Source organism: Acinetobacter sp. ANC 5378 (genome assembly GCF_013004315.1).
Taxonomy (GTDB): Bacteria; Pseudomonadota; Gammaproteobacteria; order Pseudomonadales; family Moraxellaceae; genus Acinetobacter.
In genome coordinates this window covers 15147-33626 of record NZ_JABERK010000047.1, presented here as the reverse complement: position 1 = coordinate 33626, position 18480 = coordinate 15147, and the positions used below count along the sequence as shown (strand labels likewise).

The following is an 18480-nucleotide window of genomic DNA, read 5'->3' as shown; positions in this document are numbered from 1 at the left end:
TTCTCCTGTTCATCAAGTTAAAACTTTATGAAAATTAAAATGCGAAGTGTTCAGCATCTAAAGCAAGTAATGGTTCTACACCACCTGCAATCACGTCTACGTGTGAACGTACGCGTGGAAGGATTTTCTTGAAGTAGAAACGTGCTGTGGTTACTTTGGCGTTGTAGAAGTCAACTTCTGTCGTACCTGCAGCAAGTGTTTCTTGAGCGAGAAGCGCCATACGTGCCCATAAGTAAGCAAGGGTGACATAACCAGAGAAGTACAGGTAGTCAACCGCAGCTGCACCGACTTCATCCGGGTTTTGCATCGCACGCATACCAATCTGCATGGTCAAATCACCCCACTCTTTATTAAGCGCAGCAAGTGGTTCAACAAATTCTTTCATTGCAGCATTGTCTTTGTTGGCTTCAACAAATTTGTGGATGATCTTGGTGAAGTCTTTCAACATTGCACCTTGAGTGCCCAAAACTTTACGGCCTAACAAGTCAAGCGCTTGAATTTCAGTGGTACCTTCGTAAAGACACGCAATACGTGTATCACGAACAATCTGTTCCATGCCGTGTTCAGAAATAAAGCCATGACCGCCGAACACTTGAACACCGTGTTTCGCAGATTCAGAACCCGTTTCAGTCAAGAATGCTTTTGCGATCGGAGTAAGAAGAGACAACATGTTGTCCGCAGATTTGCGTTCTTCTTCAGTTGTACCGTGTTCAACCACGTCAGCATATTGAGCCAACAGGTAAACCAGCGCACGACCACTTTCTGCATATGCTTTTTGCGTTAAAAGCATGTTACGCACAGCAGGGTGAACAATAATCGGATCTGCTTCTTTTTCTGGCGCTTTAACACCTGAAAGTGAACGCATCGCTAAACGATCTTTGGCATAGGCAAGTGCACCTTGAAAAGACGCTTCAGAAGCGGCAAGACCTTGTACAGCAGTACCAATACGTGCAGTGTTCATAAATGTGAACATGCAGTTTAGACCACGGTTTTCAGGACCAATCAAGAAGCCTTGAGCTTTATCGAAGTTGATCACGCAAGTTGCGTTACCATGGATCCCCATTTTGTGTTCGATTGAACCACAACGTACTGCATTACGTTCACCCAGTGAACCGTCCGCATTTACATTGAATTTAGGGACGATGAACAACGAGATCCCTTTAGTGCCTTTAGGTGCGCCAGGAAGGCGAGCAAGAACGATATGGACGATGTTATCCGCCATGTCGTGTTCACCAGCAGAGATAAAGATTTTCTCGCCAGAGATTGCAAAGCTGCCATCAGCATTCGGTTCAGCTTTGGTACGGATGATACCCAAGTCAGAACCTGCATGAGATTCAGTCAAGCACATGGTACCTGTCCATTCACCTGAAACAAGTTTAGGCAGGTAAGTGTCTTTTTGTTCTTGAGAACCGTGGTGTTCCAAAGTACGCACCGCACCATGAGAAAGACCAGGGTACATGCCCCAAGACCAGTTTGCAGTACCGACCATTTCAGAAATGGTAATACCTAAAGAATTTGGTAAAGCTTGACCGCCATATTGTTCATCAGCAGATAACGATGGGAAGCCAAGTTCGATATATTTTTTGTATGCTTCTTTAAAACCGGTAGGCGTTGTTACAACACCGTCATTCCAAGTACAACCTTCACGGTCGCCCACTTGGTTAAGAGGAGAAAGTTCATTTTCACAGAAGTCAGCAGCCGCTTCTAAATATTGATCAACCAACTCACGGCTTACGGTTTCTTGAAATGCAGGAAGTTTTGCATAATGTTGTTCAGCATTTAATAGTTCATGTAGAACGAATTGCATCTCACGTAAGGGCGCTTTGTATTGTGGCATATCGTTTTCCTCAATACTGGTTTAACCAGCTTATAATCCTAATAAACATTGAAACGTGCCTTCTATGACACGTATTTCTATGGCTTAATCGTGCAACATCTTCCTACTTGGTACAAGCGTTTGCATGCGTTTTCTTGGTGACTGTAAAGTCAAAGATTTCTAGCTTGAAATTGCTAAGTATATTGAGTGTAAATGCTTTTATGATTTATTTAGTGGCATAAATAGTCAAATCGCCAATTTTTTAATCAGCAATAAAAAAGGCGCAGAGTTGCGCCTTTTTAACTTTGGTTAAATTTTTACGATGCAGGTTTTGCTGCTACAGGCGCCATCGGGGCTTTAGGTTGGAAGCGAACTTCACATTTACCATTCATGCTCTGGGTGCCGACTTTGACCTGTACCGCAGTACCATTGACTTTGCCTTGACAGGCTTTGAACATGGCTTGCTGATGCGCTTGATGTTGAGCCAAGCGCTGATCATATTGTTTGGTCAGTTCTGCGCGTTTTGCATCAGTCAGGGGTTCATGGTATTGCATCATAGGCATACCTTTCATTTCCCCCTGCATGGTACGATGTTCGCGCCACATTTTCTTCATCTCTGCACGATCAGGAGTGAAGATCATCACGCAAGTCCCATTAATGGTTTTTTCACCCGCCTTGATTTGTACCGCAGAACCAACGGCTTTACTCTCACAGGCTGTTTTCATGCTTCTCATCATTTGCTGGCGTTCGGCTCGGGCTTGCTGGAACTGCTCACGCTGTTCGGGTGTCATGTTGCGCTCATGCTTTTGATGATGATCGTGCATCATGCGAGCGTGGTGGCCGTCTTTGTCTTGAACTGTGTTGGTCGATTGGCAAGCTGTCAAAGCGCCTATGCTGAGAACACTTGCACTCACTAAAGCCATTTTTGTCATGGAATTCATTGTTTTTATCTCCGATGAAAAATAGTATCAATTTATTGAGTTAAGATTAAACAATAATGATGAAGAAACAATGAAGAGTTTTTTCAGACAGTGTTGGTTACAATAATAAATTGAGAAAAAAATATTGAGATTTTGCTTTTGAATATTCGCCGTGTTCCCATCGCCTTACGTCTGTTTTTGACCGTATTACTCACCACTTTAGTGATTACGACTGTCAGCCTAGGTGTATTGCATTGGACCATGCAAAAGAACTTCGCCAGATATGTGGCAGATGTTGAAATGCAGAAGCTGGATCATGTCATCAGCAATTTGGCGGGGGTGTATACGGTTTATCATGATTGGGGGAATGCCATTCAGGCTCAAATCCTGCAAATTGAAGGCACTGCAGCTCCCGACGATTATGACAGGTTGTCACGCTGGTGGTTACGTCGTCAATATGATATTGCCTTGCAGCAGCGTTATTTTCAGGAAAATAGCTTACTTAGTGTCTCCCCCAGTTTGAACCCGGCAGAACAAGGCAAACCGGTGGTTGATGCAGAAGAACTTCGCTTGATGGAACAGAACTTACCTTCTGAATATCAGCCTTTTGAAGGACTTAAATTTCCTTTAAGTGCCAATCAAAATATATTTCGTACGGATAAAAAAGCGGATGGTGCGCAAGCAGATTCAACCCAAAATCAAGGCAAAAAAAAGCAGTTTATTTCCATGCCTGACCGCTTGGGCTTAAGTTCACGACTTTCACTATATGATGCCAACAAACAGTTTGTGGTCGGTGAGCCATCCGACATTCCAGTGTCGTATCGCCCGATTATGGTGAATGATAAAATTGTCGGCTATTTAGGTTTAAAACCGGTACTGGATAAAGATGATGCATTAAGTATTAATTTCTTTAGTAACCAAAAACGCTATTTACTGCTGATTTATGGCTTAACTTTTTTAACCAGTTTAATTGCCGCTTTATTGTTGGCGACCTATTTCAAGAAGCCGATTCAACGCTTGTTAAATGCGACACGTGAACTGACCAAAGGACATTATCAGCATCAGGTGAAAATTAACCGTAACGATGAGTTGGGTGATTTATCCAATGAGATTAATCAATTGGCAGTGATTTTAGATCAACATGAACAATCACGCCGTCAGTGGGTGGCAGATACTTCACATGAATTAAAAACACCATTGGCAGTACTGCAAGCGCAAATTGAAGCGATGCAGGACGGCATTCGTAAACCGACGCCGGAACATTTTGAATCGATGCTTCGTCAAGTCACCAGCTTGAAAAAACTGACTCAGGATTTGGCAGATTTAGCCCAAGCTGAAGCACAGCAGCTAACCTGCTATTTAGCCGATGTAAATCCTTGGGATGTGGTATTACAGGAAGTTGAAAACTTCAAACCCAAGTTTGCCCAAGCGGATTTATCGATTTCAGTGCAAGGCAAAGGTGCGAATTTACAATTAGATATAGATCGTTTTAAACAAATTATGGTCAACTTGCTTGGCAACAGTATTCGCTATACTGAAGCGGGTGGAGAGGTTCGCATTCATACCGAGCAATCGGCTACGCATTGGAGTGTGATTGTTGATGATAGTCCACTCGGATTGAGTGATGAACAATTGGCACGGTTAGGCGAGCGTTTCTATCGTGTTGATGATTCACGAACACGCAGTACCGGTGGTACAGGTTTAGGTTTGGCATTATCTGGTAAAATTGCGCAGGCATTGGGTGGAAAATTGAGTTTTGAACATTCTCCATTAGGTGGTTTGCGTTGCAAACTGACTTTTCCAAAACAGTTAAACAAATAAAGGGATGAGATTCATGAAACATGTCATGCTGGTTGAAGATGAAGTGGAACTTGCACAATTGGTGCGAGACTATCTGGAAGCTGCGGGTTTTGAAGTCAGTATGTTTCATGATGGTCAAGAAGCCTATGACAGCTTTATTCAGCGTAAACCAAGTTTGATGATTTTGGACTTAATGGTTCCACGTATGGATGGTTTAACCATTTGCCGTAAAGTGCGTGAACAGTCTGATTTGCCTATTATTATGGTGACTGCACGTACTGAAGAAATTGACCGTGTCTTGGGTTTAAACATGGGTGCAGATGACTATATTTGTAAGCCTTTTAGCCCGAAAGAACTGGTGGCGCGTGTACAAGCAGTTTTACGTCGCTTGGACCGTCATGCAGAACCTGAACAGAACAGCTTGTTCCGTATGGATAAAGCACAGCAACGGATTTGGTATCAACAAAAAACCTTGAATTTGACGCCAACTGAATTCCGTTTATTAGAGTTGTTCCTGGAGCATGTGGGGCAAGTCTATTCACGTGCGCAATTACTGGATCATATTAACCCTGACAGTTTTGATGTGGCGGACCGTGTGATAGACAGCCATATTAAAAACCTGCGCCGTAAGATTTCGGATGCTGCTGAAACCGGCAACCGTCATGAGTGGATTCAGGCGGTGTATGGTGTCGGTTACCGTTTTGAATATCCTGAAGATTAAGCTTTATATTCTTAATCAAAAAAACTCCCAATTGGGAGTTTTTTATTGCAGAGTTAAAAGTTTAAGAAGAACAACTCACCATCACTTCAGGTACATCACTTGGTAATGGGGCTAAATCTTCAACTTGTTCTAAATCTGGCTGTTTGGTAAATGGTTGGCTGAGCAGTTTAAACAGCCGATCCACTTCGGAAAAATTATCCTGCTCAGCCAGCTCAATCGCTTTCTGAGCCATGTGATTACGTAAAATATACTGCGGATTGGCTTTGGTCATTTCAGCATCCAATTCATCGTTATCCTGATGTGCCCGAATATTTTCATATTGAGTCAAGAAACTTTCAAACTGGCGACGGTCCAGACAGTCATCTTTAATTACTTCAAACTGTTTGTTCTGAAGTCGAATAAAGCTTTGGGTATGGTCCAGTTGCTCGGTTTGCAGAATTCTTAAGAAAGCCATGCCGCAATCAAAACTGTCTTTATGGAAACTTGGCAAGCCCATTTTCTGGTTTAAACCATGTTTGTAGTGCTCTAAGAATGTTGGCTCATAGTGCTCTAAACATGCTACCAAATCCTGTTTCCATTGCTCTTTATCATAGTCTGTAGGGCAGAGTGGAACTAGGTTGTTTAACCATTGCCACAAATTCCAGTGCCCAATACTTGGCTGCTGCTGATAGGTATAACGACCCTGATAATCCGAGTGGTTGTTGAGCCAGTTCGGACGGAAGCGTTCCATAAAGCCATAAGGACCAAAGTCGAGGGTTGAACCGGTAATATTCAGGTTGTCGGTATTCATCACCCCGTGGGCAAAACCGACCAGCTGCCATTTGGCAATCATCACTGCGGTGCGCTGAATCACCTTTGTGGCAAAAGCCAAAACAGGCTGTTCAGCATCCAGACATTCGGGATAATGCCATTCAATGCACTTTTGGGTAAATTCAGTTAGTAATTCAGGTTGATATTGATTGATCCATTCAAAATGACCCAAGCGAATATGGCAGTCTGAAGTGCGCAGCATCATTGCGCCCGGTTCCATTTTTTCGCGTTGTATGCCTTGGGTCGAAGAAGTAAAACCAACAGCATTACTTGAGGCAATGCCCAAAGCATTCAGTGCATGACCTGCTAAATATTCACGAATCACGGAACGTAATACCGCACGACCATCACCCATACGAGAGTAGGGCGTTAAACCAGCGCCTTTTAAATGCAGGTCGATGGTTTGATTATTTTGATCCAGGATTTGTGCAATCAGTAAGCCACGACCATCACCGAGTTGTCCTGCCCATTGTCCAAACTGATGTCCTGCATAGACCATCGCTAGCGGTTCAAACTGGTCAAAGGTTTTTTGTCCACTACAGATTTCAACCCATTGAGCTTTGTCTTGTTCTGACCACTGTAACTCATTGGACAGTGCTTCATTAAAATGACCTGCTTTGGCGCCTTTTAAGGGAACTGGCATTTGATGATGATAAAGCTTGCGATTGAGCGAAGGATAACGAGGATTAAATTGCATAGGACAATCTAAAAATGGGAGGAGATGCGCTCACTATAACAAATTTGAACGACCAAAATTGATAAAGCCCCAATAATGGGGCTTTATCAATAGAATCTGGTTTTATTCAGAAACCGGATTCTTTTTGATACTACGCATTAAAATTTTCAAGCTATTGCGATGATGCGCAAGACGCTGTTCAACCAGTTGGAAATCCACTTTAAGTTTGCTGTCCATTTGATGGATTTTTTCAGCAACAGAAGCTTTTTTCGCTTGAATCTCTTGTTCTTTCAGTGTGGCCCAATCATTTAAAGTTTGGGTAAATGCTTCATATTCTTGAGCAATACGCAGTTTAGCTGCCGCCATATCTTCATTGACATTATGACCATAAACCGCCAAATCCTGTTCGGCATATTTAAAGCGCATTGCCAATTCTGCTTTTTTAATATTAAAGCTTGGAATACGACGTAAATTTTTAGCCAAACCTACTTTTGAACATGACCAGATCAGCCATTTAGTAGGATCGTACTGCCACCATTTCACGCCATTACGGTAATCGTATTGGAAAATGTGGTGGTAGTTGTGATAACCCTCACCCCAAGTGGCAATGGCTAAAACAAAATTGTCACGAGCGGTATTTTCGTCGGTATAAGGACGTTTTCCCCACATATGACAAAGTGAGTTAATGAAGAAGGTGACATGATGGCTCAAGATCAGACGGAGTAAACCACCCAATAACAATACGCCCCACATATCGCCAACTGCCCAACCCACAGTAGTGAGAATCACGGTATGTACGGCAATCACCAAGGGAATGTAATATTTGTCTTGGAACATCACCACTTTGTCATTTAACAAATCTGGTGCATTTTTATAATTCGCTTCTGCTGCCGGATAGTTACGAAGCATCCATCCAATATGCGCATACCAAAAGCCATTATTAATTGAATATGGGTCTTGTTCGACATCATCGACATGGCGGTGATGGGTACGGTGACCTGAAGCCCAGAACAAAATACTATTTTGAACGGCAAAAGTACCCATAAGCATTAAAATAATTTTTAATGGTAAAGTTGCTTCGTAAGCACGATGTGCCCATAAGCGGTGATAACCCGCAGTAATCCCTAAACTACTCACACCGAGTAGTACAAATAAGCTGATCCATGCGCCTAAGCTAAAATCATGATGATAAGCATATAAAGGGATAGCGATTACAGCCACAATCGGTAAAAAAACCAACGCGAATACTGCAATCCAGTTAATTGGGGCTTTGGGTAGGGGAGCATTCATCTCCAACAGCACTCCTAGAACCTTTTAAAAGGTAAAGGTAAGGTATAAATGAATTCTTAATTCAATACGGTTTATAAGGATTAAGACTTTCTCAATATTAGCATGAGCAAATAAAGCTGCACTAGCATTATTCTACAGATGTATTGTACTAAACAGTAACAGAATACCGGGTGGACGTGATTGATTTTATCGAAGGTCGAGGCAGCTTCCGGCAACAGCAACGATGTAGATCATTTTTGAGTGAATAAATAGCAGATTTAGTCACAGAAATGGGGTCGAAAAATTTATTTTAAAGTTGTTCGAGCATCATTTTCGGGAAATCGGTAATCAATCCATCTATCCCCAAACTTTGCAGATGCTTGGCGCGTTCAACATTATTGACCGTCCAGACACTGATTTGTAAATGGGCTTGTTGGGTGGCTTGAATCATCTCATCAGTTGCCAGTTGATTCATCCAGCCAATTTGGCAACAACCGAGTTCTATAGCTTGTTCAATCGCTTTATGTTTGATGTCATCTTCAACCAGTAAGCCGCGTTTAAATATCGAGTATTGCTGTTTTAAAGCCTGATGGATTTTTAAATCGAAACTAGTGATCACGGCAGTTTGTTCAAAACCGTGTAATTGTTTTTGTAATTCTAAAACCAGTTTTTCAGCTTCAGCCATTGTTGCAACAGCTTTAACTTCAACTTCAATATGCTCAAAGTCCTGCATTATTTTAAGGGATTGTTGCAGGGTAGGGGTAACTTCAAAGTTTTTCCATTCCATCCAGATATGCGCCTGATTATAAGCTTCAAGCTGGTGACTGTTTAGGTCATAGAGTGCTTGATCTGTACCGGTGGTTCTTAAGAAGTTGTCATCGTGCATGATGATCAGTTCATTATCTTTAAGCTGACGAACATCAAATTCGACTGCACGGATGCCCAAGTCATGAATGTATTGAAAGCCGCCTAGGGTATTTTCCGGGGCTTCACCACGTGCACCGCGATGTCCGATGATTCTCATGTGTATCTCTAAGACAATTTATGAAAGTTATTTTACTTCAAATTTTAAATATGGATTTATCAATTTATTTAAGGAATATTGTCACTACAGCGTCTTTTCATTTGAATTATATCTTGAAAATTAACTTTCGGTTCGACCTACTTTTGTTTCGGCAAAAGTAGGCAAAACCATTGTCATCTGCAAAACTCGTCAAAAACCGTAATTTTTTTAAGTTTTTCGCAAAAACATTAGACTTTGAATATAGTCCTGCCTCGAACAGTTGCAGATGACGTGGTCGAGTATCAAATAGCAGATTTAAATTTTAATTTTTTCAAATCGTCTCATTAATATTTTTTTGCCACAGTACTTCAGATCCGCCTTCAGCACGCTGCAAAGTACGCGATGCAACAAATAACCAGTCAGAAAGACGGTTTAAGAGTTGCAATGACGTTGCCTGAATATTTTGATCACGAGTATGTACCGTCATCAGGCTGCGCTCAGCACGGCGGCATACTGAACGTGCTTGATGTGCATAACTGCAAGCTAAAGTTCCGGCCGGTAAAATGAAGTCTTTCAGCATTGGCAAAACTTCATTCATCCGGTCGATTTCATTTTCCAGAAATTCAACTGAAACCGGTAAGACCATGTTGTAGTTAGGAATGCAGACTTCACCGCCAAGGTCGAATAACCAATGTTGAATCAGGCTTAAAGATTTATCCCAAGGGGCTTTATCCTCAATGCTACTGACTGCAATTTGTGAACGTAAAATACCGATACAAGAATTCAGCTCATCGACATCCCCTAAAGCGGCAATGCGCAAATCATCTTTGGCAACACGAGAACCGTCTCCCAGTCCGGTTGTACCAGAGTCGCCTGTGCGGGTATAGATTTTACTTAAACGGTGGCCCATATTTTTTCCTTGGATTTTCCTAAAACTAAATGCAATAAAAAAGGATAATGTCTAAGGACATTATCCTTAAGTTTTAAGCAGAGTACATTAGTATTTGAATGTTACACCTGCGGAAGCTAGACGACCGCTGTTTACATACCAACCATCACCAAAGTTATCTGCGATTTTGTAATCAACATCTCCGATATTTTGGATATTACTAAATACCTTAATATTAGGATTAATGTTCCAGTACATATTTAAATCAACAGTAGCATAGCCAGGAGCCTTAACTTTATTTGCATTGTCAGCATAAATATCTGAGCGTGTAATTAAAGACGCGCTCACCCCATAAGAGGCATTTTCTATACCCGTAGATAAAGTAAAGGTTTGTTTTGGTCGGTATGCAATATTATTGTTGGTTTTTTTGTTTTTTGAATCTGCATAAGCATATTCTGTAGTGAAAAATAAGTCTTGATTTTTCCATTTGAAACCAAGCTCACCGCCATTTACCTCAGATTTGTCTAAGTTGGTAAAGCTACTCTTATTTTGACCAAGATAGTCAGTAACAATGAGGTTTTTGATATTAGTATGGTATGTAGATAAATAAGCCGTTAGATGATTATTTATTTTTTGATCCAAACCAATTTCATAAGAAATACTTTTTTCTGGTTTTAAGTCAGGATTACCATAAGTAGGATAAGAGCCTTCAACAAAATAATAGAGTTCTGTCAAAGAGGGCGTTTTAAATGCAGAACCGATATTTGCATAAATACTTGTTGTTGGTAAAACTTGGTAGCGAATAGCACCTTGCCCAACTGTATGAGTTCCAAACAACTCATTATCTTCAGTACGAATACCAACTTGTGTATTTAATTTTTCAGATTTATGTTGGTGTTGTAAATAATAACCAACAGAATCGATATTTTGTTTGGTGTTTTTTATAGAGTTACTTTTAAAGTCAGATTTAAGATAAGTGCTACCTAACAAAATGTTTTGCTGTGGTGTCAATGACCATCTTAGGTTTAAATCACCTTCATTATTTTCTGTATCAAAGTGATCAGGTTCACTATCTTTAACATTTTGATTATCTACAAAGTTTGAAAACCGTGCTGAAAGTGTCAAATCATCATGAAGATCATATTCAATATTTGAGTTGATTAAACGATTTTCAAAAAAACGTTTAGCATGGTTTTGGCGTGTTTTCCAATCATAGAATTGGTTACCTCCTTCATTTTCACTAATTGAAATATTTGCTTTTAATGCATCTTTATTGTCATATCCAACTTTTGCACTATATCCTTTTTGATTATAACTCGCTTTTTGGTTTTTGTTCTGATGGTCGAGGATTCTTGTTCCATCTGTTTCTAAGCGTTGACCTCTAATTTGGGCATAAAAATTATCTTGTACTAAATCAGCACCTGCAATAGTTTTATATGTTTTGTTTTCTGCATAAATACCAGTAATAAATCCAGAATTTTTTGATGGGGTAGTTGTTATCATTTGTACAACACCACCAATGGCATCAGTACCATATTGTACCGATGCAGGACCTTTTAGGATCTCAATTTGTTTGATATCTGAAGTATCAATAAAAGTTGGGAAAAGAGCACTAAAGTGGTTTTGACTATTTAAACGAGCACCATCTTTAAGAACAAGAGTATGGTTGGATTTTGTACCACGAATTGAAATATCGGTTGTTTGTCCCAAACCACCATATTGTTTCATAAAAATACTAGGGTCTTTTTGTACTTCATCTGACAAATTGAAAATAGGGTTGCGCTCAATACTATTTTGATCAATAACAGAAATACGCGCAGGCACATCCTTAATTTTTTCTTCAGTACGAGAAGCAGTAACCACTAAGGTTTCTAAAGTAGCATTTACAGTAGCTTCGGAAGTCTGTTGTGCATAAGCTGTGGTAGAAAAACCCATTGCAATAGCAATTGCGCCCACTAGAGCAGTAGGTTGAAAAAGTGTAGACATGTTTTACGCTCCATACATTCACCCCCCGTGAATGATTGAGTTTAAGGGTGCAACAAGCAGGTATCCGGACTTAAATGTGCATGCATTTAGATGCTACATATCCACCTTCCCACATTAACATGCAGTGGTGTAAATCAGCTGATTTATAAAGATATGCTTTTCATTTTACCGTTGCGGGGGCAGTGTCGGATTTGCACCAACTTCCCTAAAGCCTGAGCTTAGACTCGTTACAATTGCGCGCAGTATAAGGTTTGTGTATGCATTAGACAATCTATGTCAATATTATTCCGGATGAACTTTACTCAAGCTTTTAAAATTGCATTACAATGATTCGCCCCTATATTTATAGACTGACTATGAATCGGGCAAAGATTAAGCCAAAAAATTAGAGCGAAGTGTATGCGAACCCGTGCCAAAATTTGCGGAATCACACGAATAGAAGATATACATTCTGCTGTGAATGCAGGGGCAGATGCGATTGGATTTGTATTCTATGCACCCAGTCCAAGAAGTGTGACCAAAGAGCAAGCGAAAGAACTGATTCAGCATGTACCTGCCTATGTACAAATCGTGGGTTTATTCGTGAATGCAACAGCTGATGAAGTTGCTCAAGTGCTTGATGTTGTACCCTTGGATATGCTGCAATTTCATGGGGATGAAACACCTGAACAATGTCAGCAGATTTCGAATCAGGTCGGTCGCCGCTGGTACAAAGCCATACAGGTGAAACCGGGTTTAGACATTCAAGCTGAAATTCAAAAATATCAGGATGCAGGCGCAAGTGCTGTTCTGTTAGATGCTTGGCATCCTGATTTAAAAGGTGGCACCGGGCATAGCTTTGACTGGACCACTTTTCCAAAATTAAATATTCCGCTTATCTTGGCAGGGGGCTTAAACCCTGACAATATTGAGCAGGCAATTCTCACCACACAAGCCTATGCTGTGGATGTGAGCGGCGGCGTCGAGTCCGCAAAAGGTATAAAAGACCAACAACTCATCGAACGCTTTATGCAAGGAGTCCTACGTGGATCAGCAAAATAATGTGATTGACTATACCCAATTCCCTGATGCAAAAGGGCATTTCGGTATCCATGGCGGGCGTTTTGTGTCAGAAACTCTGATGGCGGCTTTACAAGACTTGGAAAAGCTTTATTCCCGCATGAAAAATGACGAACAGTTTCTGGCAGAATTCGACCGTGATCTTGCCTACTATGTAGGTCGTCCTAGTCCTTTATATTATGCTGAACGATGGTCTAAAGAGTTGGGTGGTGCGCAAATTTACTTAAAACGCGAAGACTTGAACCATACCGGCTCACATAAAATCAACAACACCATTGGTCAGGCACTGCTGGCTAAACTTTCCGGTAAAAAACGTATTATTGCGGAAACTGGTGCCGGTCAGCACGGCGTTGCAACGGCGACGATTGCTGCACGTTTAGGTCTGGAATGTGTAGTGTATATGGGTGCTGAAGACGTGAAACGTCAGGCCATGAACGTGTACCGTATGCGTTTGCTTGGTGCCAAAGTGGTTCCGGTAGAAAGTGGCTCGAAAACCCTGAAAGATGCATTAAATGAAGCAATGCGTGACTGGGTGACTAATGTAGACAGCACTTACTATATTATCGGTACAGTGGCTGGTCCTCACCCGTATCCGATGCTGGTTCGTGACTTCCAGTCTGTAATTGGTCGTGAAGCACGCCGTCAGATTCTGGAACAGGCCGGCCGTTTGCCGGATGCATTAGTGGCTTGTGTCGGTGGTGGCTCGAATGCGATCGGTTTATTCTATCCATTCTTGAACGATCAAGACGTGAAAATGTATGGTGTAGAAGCAGCAGGTCTGGGTATTGAAACGGGCAAGCACTCTGCACCTTTAAATGCCGGTCATGTTGGTGTATTGCATGGTAACCGTACTTACTTGATGTCAGATGAGCAAGGTCAGATCATTGAAACGCATTCAATTTCGGCGGGTCTGGATTATCCAGGTGTTGGTCCTGAGCACAGTTTCCTGAAAGATATGCATCGTGTTGAATATGTGCCGATCAATGATCAGGAAGCGCTTCAAGGTTTCCGTGATTTAACCCAGATTGAAGGGATTATTCCTGCGCTGGAAAGTTCACATGCGATGGCTTACGTGACTAAACTTGCACCAACGATGTCTAAAGATCAAATTATTATTGCGACTGTTTCAGGTCGTGGTGATAAAGATTTAATGACTGTTGCGCGTATTGATGGCGTGGAAATGGTTGAGATGTAATGCACCGTCCAAGTCCTCTCCTTTTAGGAGTGGGTTTGGGAGAGGTTATTAAGGAAAAATCGTGTTGAAGCAATTCAGCACGATTTTTTTGAAATAGAAGTTTATCCAAAACGTGAATAAGTGAAGGCGACATGGATGTCGCCCGTTAAGCAGCATTACAGGGATGTAATGTCTGCTTAACAAGATGGTTTTGTTACTTTTGCCAAAACAAAAGTAAGATATTTCCTACCAATGAAAACTCTAGTCAAATCTATTTTATTGGTCATGTAACATTATCTACATTTTGATGGAGTCTTGCTGCTTATAACTCAAATGTAAGGAGCTCGTAATGTTACTTTGGATAAGCCCAAAGTAACCAAAGGCATTGTCATTCGCAAAACTCGTCTTATACTTTCATGTGATTAATATAGTTGCAAAAACAATTCTATCGAATTGTGGTCTGCCTCGAACAATTGCGAATGACGTTTCCATGAATCGCATGTTAGCTGTAAAAAATGTGTCAAAAGAAAGGAAATAAAATGCCCAGCCTATTTATCGTCATGCTCGGTGGTCGTCATGCACGTGCCAATACAGAAGTTCATGATGTTGTACTGGCAGTCGGTGATTCTCTTGAAGAAGTCTATCCGCAACTTAAAAATGCATGGTTTGGTGAGCAAAAAGGCTTGCACATCGATGCTTGGGCACAAATGAATGGCGTGGAATTTGAGGGTCAAAAATATCGAATTGAATTCAGTAACGCACAGCCGAATTCATCCGAACAAAAACTGTTTTTAATTAATCTGGGTGGTTATGATGCTCGTGAGTTTGGTGAATTGCATCGTTACATTTTAGTGGTGGCACAAAATGCTAGGGCTGCCAAACAACATGCTAAGGCTTACTTTGCCAAGCATTGGCAAAAGCAACATACCGACCGTGTGTTAGATGTAGATGATTGTATTGCGATCGATCAAGTCCATGGTCGTTATGTGCAATTGGTGGAAGGTGAGTTCAGCGGTAACCGCTGGGAAAATACCTATTTAATGTTATCTGAGCGCTAATTCATATCTATTTGATTAATAAATTATATTTATTGGATATTAAGCTTTCTTAAATATTATACATTTTTGTATATTTTAGATAAAAGATGCTTTTGATACTTTCAAGTTCTATTTATATGGGCATAATAAGGTTAAGAATTTATGATCTCTTGGCTAGATGGAATTTGATAAATGGATTTGATTCAATCAAATGGACAACCGCATTATGGACGTTTTAGTACTCTCCCAAAGACCATCGATTTAAATAAATACCAATATAAGACTCCTTATGGGGAGATTTTAACAGGTTGGCGTAAGCGATTAAAATATAAAAAATTTAAATTTTGCTGCATTCAACATGAACATTACACCATTGGTCTGGCTATTGCTGATATTGCATGGGCAGGGCATGGTTTTTTTTATATCTATAATCATCAACGTTCTGAAGTTTTAGAATGGAATGCAATTAACTTTTTGTCACGGCATACCGTTGTTGATGAGCAACCGCTTTATAACCAAAGTTTTTTCTCCAAGTCACCTTTTCAAATTGATATTCAACATGCTAATGGCGTGCGCTATATTCATGTGACTAAACATGGTGAAATTAAGCTGAGTGCTCGTATTTTCTGTGCAGGTACAGATCCACTGAGTATGTGTAGCCCGACGGGGATTAATGGTTGGACCTACACCCAAAAGCTCACGACTTTGGGCTGTGAAGGTTTCTTTGTTAATAAGCAGGGTGCAACCATAAAGTTTCATGAAAAAACTTTTGCCTCATTAGATGATACTTGTGGTTTTTTACGTCCTGAAACAGCTTGGTTTTGGTTGTCGTGTAATTTTTGGGATACGCAGAATAATCGTATCGGATTGAATTTGGCTTCAGGTGTGAATGAAAGTTTTGGCAATGAAAACTGCTTGTGGATTAATGGGGTTTTGTATCCGTTAAGCGATATTCTATTTCAGCATCAGGGGGAAGATCATTGGACCATCCGTTCACTGGATGAAAAGTTAAATTTGGATGTGAAGACGGGTTGGCGACGCTATGAAAACCTGAATTTAAGACTGGTCGGCAGTCAGTTCAGTCAATGGCAAGCCAAAATTAGTGGAACCATTCAGCAAGGCGATCAGGAAATTATTTTGTTAAATGAATATGGCTTGTTAGAACAGCATTATGCCAAGTGGTAATACATTACAAAATAGTAAAAACCTAGTCCGTATTTATATCGACTAGGTAAGTGATAAATACAATAAATATTATGAGTCTTTAGCCGTCTGCCAAAAAGCTTCTCCAGCTTGGATGGGATCAGCTGTTTCTTTCAGGGTTTTTACCCAGACATCATATTGGGCAATCACAGGGTGTTGGCTAGGATGAAAGTCTTTGTTAAACCAGTCGAGATATTGCTTGCTCATTTTGGTTAACGTGCCTTTACGTCCAAAGAACCACGGTAAACCGCGAATGTTCATTTGCAGACGTTGCAGTGGGGTAAAGCCATCATACTTTAACATCACATTGGCACGATAAATGGTAAAGCCAAAGATGAGCAATGTCGTCCATAGCAATGTAAATTTTCGCGTAGACTCAGGCACATTTCCAACCTGTTTCATCACGTCAAACGCCACATCACGATGTTCCATTTCTTCAATTGCATGCCAGGCAAATAGCGCGCGGACATAAGGATGTCCATCTCGCAAGGTGTCTTTATTCGCATAAAAGGTTTCTGCCATCAGGGCAGTCAAGTGTTCGGCCGCAGCTGTCATGGCAATATTGTATTGAGGGGAACGCTTTTCCAGTTCGAATTTAAAAATTTTATTTAAACGCTGAATAAATTGATCCACCGGCATGCCTTGCTGTTTCATAACCTGATTCATTTTGTCATGCGCTATACCGTGCTGCGCTTCCTGACGAATAAAATCAGCCACACGCCGTTTTAAGTCTGGATCGGTGATCTGGTCGCGGAACAAACGTACCGACTGAATAAAGTAGCGTTCACCATCCGGAAAGGTCAGGCTAAGTGCATCAAACATGCGGGTAATAAACGGATCGCCACCAAACCAAAAACGAGGCACTTCATTCAGTTTAAAATCAAGGTTACTGCGAACCACAGGTTGGACTTGAGATTGGGCAATAGCATTCATTTTGTTTTACTTCAATCGCCTTGGATCATTGCAGTATGTCGGACTTTTTCAGTTTTGTTTTGACAGTACTGGCCATTTTTTATACATTTTACGACAGAATTAAAATTTAAAATGTCAAAAAACAAGGATGCATTGTGCAAGAACTGCAGATCCCCAATGGTTATTTTCAACTGTGGCAAATGTTTTTGTCAGATCGGGGTCTGGATGGATTGCAACTTGATTTTCTGCAAGATTACCGTGTGCAATTACGGCATGTCTTAAACCTGCCGATCGATACTCAATCACCGTATACATTTTTCTTAGAGGTTATTCAGCGTACCCAGCAACATCTCAATTGCCCGCAGATGATTTTTGAAATGGCACGTTATATACGGCCAGAGCATTTTGGTGTGTTGGGTTACATGGCCTCACGTAGTAATAGTGTGGCCGAAGCTTTAGAGAATATTATTCGCTTTAGCCGGTTGGTGATTGATGGCGCAGCAGTCATTCCTATGCAAATGCTGCATCAGGATAAAGAGATTTATCTCTCCTGGCCGCTGCATGATGAGCGATATGCGATGATTAATGAGCTGACTTCAGCCTGTATGGCACATTTGGCCAAGCAAATTTTTCCAGCCTCGTTGCAATTGCTGAGTATGCAGTTTGCACATGCACCGCAGATGGCACGTTTTCATTATGAGAAGTTTTTTGGTTGTGAAGTCAGCTTTGGTCATGCCCAATATTCTTTTGTGATTAGTTCGGACAGTCTGGATTTAAAATCGGAACTGGCTGATCCTTCCTTAATGCAACTTTTACTGCGCCAGGCAGAAGATGCGATTGCTTGCAAGCCCAGTTATGAAAGTTTAGATCAGCACATTCACATGAGGGTGGCTGAATATTTGCGCGTGCAAAATAGTGTGCCCAAAATTGAGCAGATTGCGAATGAATTGCATGTATCTGCACGGACACTGCAGCGGCAATTGAATGACCTGAATTCATCTTTTAAAAAGATTGTTGAGATGGAACGCATGAAACGTTGTGATCAATTGTTGCAGCAAGACATGCAATTGACCGATATTGCCACGCAATTGCGCTATTCGGATCAATCTGCTTTGGCTCGTGCTTATAAGGCCTATAGCGGTCAAACCTTGTTACACCGAAAACAACAGCTGAAAGATCCCCGTGAGTCATAAAAAAAGCGACCT

Annotated in this window: 15 protein-coding genes and 1 riboswitch; of the genes, 7 read left to right on the top strand and 8 right to left on the bottom strand. The window is 41.0% G+C overall.

Annotation, left to right across the window (positions count from 1 at the left end; genetic code table 11):
• Nucleotides 1-34: 34 nt before the first annotated feature.
• Together HLH16_RS10405 and HLH16_RS10400 are read right to left on the bottom strand one after the other, a co-directional pair.
• Nucleotides 35-1837: an acyl-CoA dehydrogenase C-terminal domain-containing protein gene (locus HLH16_RS10405; protein ID WP_171529266.1), complete on the bottom strand. Its 1803-nt coding sequence runs from the start codon at nucleotides 1835-1837 to the stop codon at nucleotides 35-37.
• 296 nt (nucleotides 1838-2133) lie between these two features.
• Nucleotides 2134-2757 (bottom strand): hypothetical protein, encoded by a 624-nt coding sequence (locus tag HLH16_RS10400; protein WP_171529265.1) that lies wholly within the window; start codon nucleotides 2755-2757, stop codon nucleotides 2134-2136.
• A 138-nt stretch (nucleotides 2758-2895) separates the two neighbouring features.
• On the opposite strand from HLH16_RS10400, the gene baeS reads away from it, so the two are divergent.
• Together baeS and HLH16_RS10390 are read left to right on the top strand one after the other, a co-directional pair.
• Nucleotides 2896-4557, top strand: a complete 1662-nt coding sequence (baeS, locus tag HLH16_RS10395) for a sensor histidine kinase efflux regulator BaeS (RefSeq protein WP_171529264.1) — start codon at nucleotides 2896-2898, stop codon at nucleotides 4555-4557.
• Between the two features lie 13 nt (nucleotides 4558-4570).
• Nucleotides 4571-5257: a response regulator gene (locus tag HLH16_RS10390; protein ID WP_081406183.1), complete on the top strand. Its 687-nt coding sequence runs from the start codon at nucleotides 4571-4573 to the stop codon at nucleotides 5255-5257.
• 61 nt (nucleotides 5258-5318) lie between these two features.
• Here the strand turns inward: HLH16_RS10390 and HLH16_RS10385 are convergent, their stop codons facing one another.
• From HLH16_RS10385 to HLH16_RS10365, 5 genes are all read right to left on the bottom strand, one after another.
• Complete coding sequence (locus HLH16_RS10385; protein ID WP_171529263.1) at nucleotides 5319-6764, bottom strand: protein adenylyltransferase SelO; 1446 nt, start codon at nucleotides 6762-6764, stop codon at nucleotides 5319-5321.
• Nucleotides 6765-6866: 102 nt separating this feature from the next.
• Complete coding sequence (locus HLH16_RS10380; protein ID WP_171529262.1) at nucleotides 6867-8033, bottom strand: acyl-CoA desaturase; 1167 nt, start codon at nucleotides 8031-8033, stop codon at nucleotides 6867-6869.
• A 289-nt stretch (nucleotides 8034-8322) separates the two neighbouring features.
• Complete coding sequence (locus tag HLH16_RS10375) at nucleotides 8323-9036, bottom strand: glycerophosphodiester phosphodiesterase (protein ID WP_171529261.1); 714 nt, start codon at nucleotides 9034-9036, stop codon at nucleotides 8323-8325.
• A 310-nt stretch (nucleotides 9037-9346) separates the two neighbouring features.
• A complete protein-coding gene (locus HLH16_RS10370; RefSeq protein WP_131288571.1) occupies nucleotides 9347-9925 on the bottom strand; it encodes a cob(I)yrinic acid a,c-diamide adenosyltransferase in 579 nt (192 codons plus the stop codon).
• A gap of 87 nt (nucleotides 9926-10012) precedes the next feature.
• Nucleotides 10013-11890, bottom strand: coding sequence for a TonB-dependent receptor plug domain-containing protein (locus HLH16_RS10365; RefSeq protein ID WP_171529260.1), 1878 nt, complete (start codon nucleotides 11888-11890; stop codon nucleotides 10013-10015).
• A 38-nt stretch (nucleotides 11891-11928) separates the two neighbouring features.
• A riboswitch (cobalamin riboswitch) is annotated at nucleotides 11929-12133 on the bottom strand.
• 156 nt (nucleotides 12134-12289) lie between these two features.
• Here HLH16_RS10365 and HLH16_RS10360 point away from each other — a divergent pair.
• The 4 genes from HLH16_RS10360 to HLH16_RS10345 all read left to right on the top strand — a co-directional run bounded on the left by HLH16_RS10360 (nucleotide 12290) and on the right by HLH16_RS10345 (nucleotide 16345).
• The gene (locus tag HLH16_RS10360; RefSeq protein ID WP_171529259.1) at nucleotides 12290-12931 is read left to right on the top strand and encodes a phosphoribosylanthranilate isomerase; all 642 of its coding nucleotides are present in this window, start codon (nucleotides 12290-12292) and stop codon (nucleotides 12929-12931) included.
• The gene (gene trpB, locus HLH16_RS10355) at nucleotides 12915-14144 is read left to right on the top strand and encodes a tryptophan synthase subunit beta (RefSeq protein ID WP_171529258.1); all 1230 of its coding nucleotides are present in this window, start codon (nucleotides 12915-12917) and stop codon (nucleotides 14142-14144) included. The genes HLH16_RS10360 and trpB overlap by 17 nt, the downstream gene beginning before the upstream one ends.
• Before the next feature lie 518 nt (nucleotides 14145-14662).
• Nucleotides 14663-15181, top strand: coding sequence for a DUF1543 domain-containing protein (locus HLH16_RS10350; RefSeq protein WP_171529257.1), 519 nt, complete (start codon nucleotides 14663-14665; stop codon nucleotides 15179-15181).
• Between the two features lie 171 nt (nucleotides 15182-15352).
• The gene (locus HLH16_RS10345) at nucleotides 15353-16345 is read left to right on the top strand and encodes a DUF2804 domain-containing protein (RefSeq protein ID WP_171529256.1); all 993 of its coding nucleotides are present in this window, start codon (nucleotides 15353-15355) and stop codon (nucleotides 16343-16345) included.
• Nucleotides 16346-16414: 69 nt separating this feature from the next.
• On the opposite strand, the gene HLH16_RS10340 is transcribed toward HLH16_RS10345, so the two are convergent.
• The gene (locus HLH16_RS10340; RefSeq protein WP_171529255.1) at nucleotides 16415-17296 is read right to left on the bottom strand and encodes a metal-dependent hydrolase; all 882 of its coding nucleotides are present in this window, start codon (nucleotides 17294-17296) and stop codon (nucleotides 16415-16417) included.
• A 134-nt stretch (nucleotides 17297-17430) separates the two neighbouring features.
• On the opposite strand from HLH16_RS10340, the gene HLH16_RS10335 reads away from it, so the two are divergent.
• Nucleotides 17431-18468, top strand: a complete 1038-nt coding sequence (locus HLH16_RS10335; RefSeq protein ID WP_171529254.1) for an AraC family transcriptional regulator — start codon at nucleotides 17431-17433, stop codon at nucleotides 18466-18468.
• Nucleotides 18469-18480 lie beyond the last annotated feature (12 nt).

Excerpts from the sequence above, each read along its gene's own strand:
- HLH16_RS10400 (WP_171529265.1), bottom strand. The coding sequence starts at position 2,757 with ATGAATTCCATGACAAAAATGGCTTTAGTGAGTGCAAGTGTTCTCAGC.
- HLH16_RS10385 (WP_171529263.1), bottom strand. The coding sequence starts at position 6,764 with ATGCAATTTAATCCTCGTTATCCTTCGCTCAATCGCAAGCTTTATCAT.
- HLH16_RS10380 (WP_171529262.1), bottom strand. The coding sequence starts at position 8,033 with ATGAATGCTCCCCTACCCAAAGCCCCAATTAACTGGATTGCAGTATTC.
- HLH16_RS10365 (WP_171529260.1), bottom strand. The coding sequence starts at position 11,890 with ATGTCTACACTTTTTCAACCTACTGCTCTAGTGGGCGCAATTGCTATT.
- HLH16_RS10350 (WP_171529257.1), top strand. The coding sequence starts at position 14,663 with ATGCCCAGCCTATTTATCGTCATGCTCGGTGGTCGTCATGCACGTGCC.
- HLH16_RS10375 (WP_171529261.1), bottom strand. The coding sequence starts at position 9,036 with ATGAGAATCATCGGACATCGCGGTGCACGTGGTGAAGCCCCGGAAAAT.
- HLH16_RS10360 (WP_171529259.1), top strand. The coding sequence starts at position 12,290 with ATGCGAACCCGTGCCAAAATTTGCGGAATCACACGAATAGAAGATATA.
- HLH16_RS10405 (WP_171529266.1), bottom strand. The coding sequence starts at position 1,837 with ATGCCACAATACAAAGCGCCCTTACGTGAGATGCAATTCGTTCTACAT.
- HLH16_RS10370 (WP_131288571.1), bottom strand. The coding sequence starts at position 9,925 with ATGGGCCACCGTTTAAGTAAAATCTATACCCGCACAGGCGACTCTGGT.
- HLH16_RS10340 (WP_171529255.1), bottom strand. The coding sequence starts at position 17,296 with ATGAATGCTATTGCCCAATCTCAAGTCCAACCTGTGGTTCGCAGTAAC.
- HLH16_RS10390 (WP_081406183.1), top strand. The coding sequence starts at position 4,571 with ATGAAACATGTCATGCTGGTTGAAGATGAAGTGGAACTTGCACAATTG.
- HLH16_RS10345 (WP_171529256.1), top strand. The coding sequence starts at position 15,353 with ATGGATTTGATTCAATCAAATGGACAACCGCATTATGGACGTTTTAGT.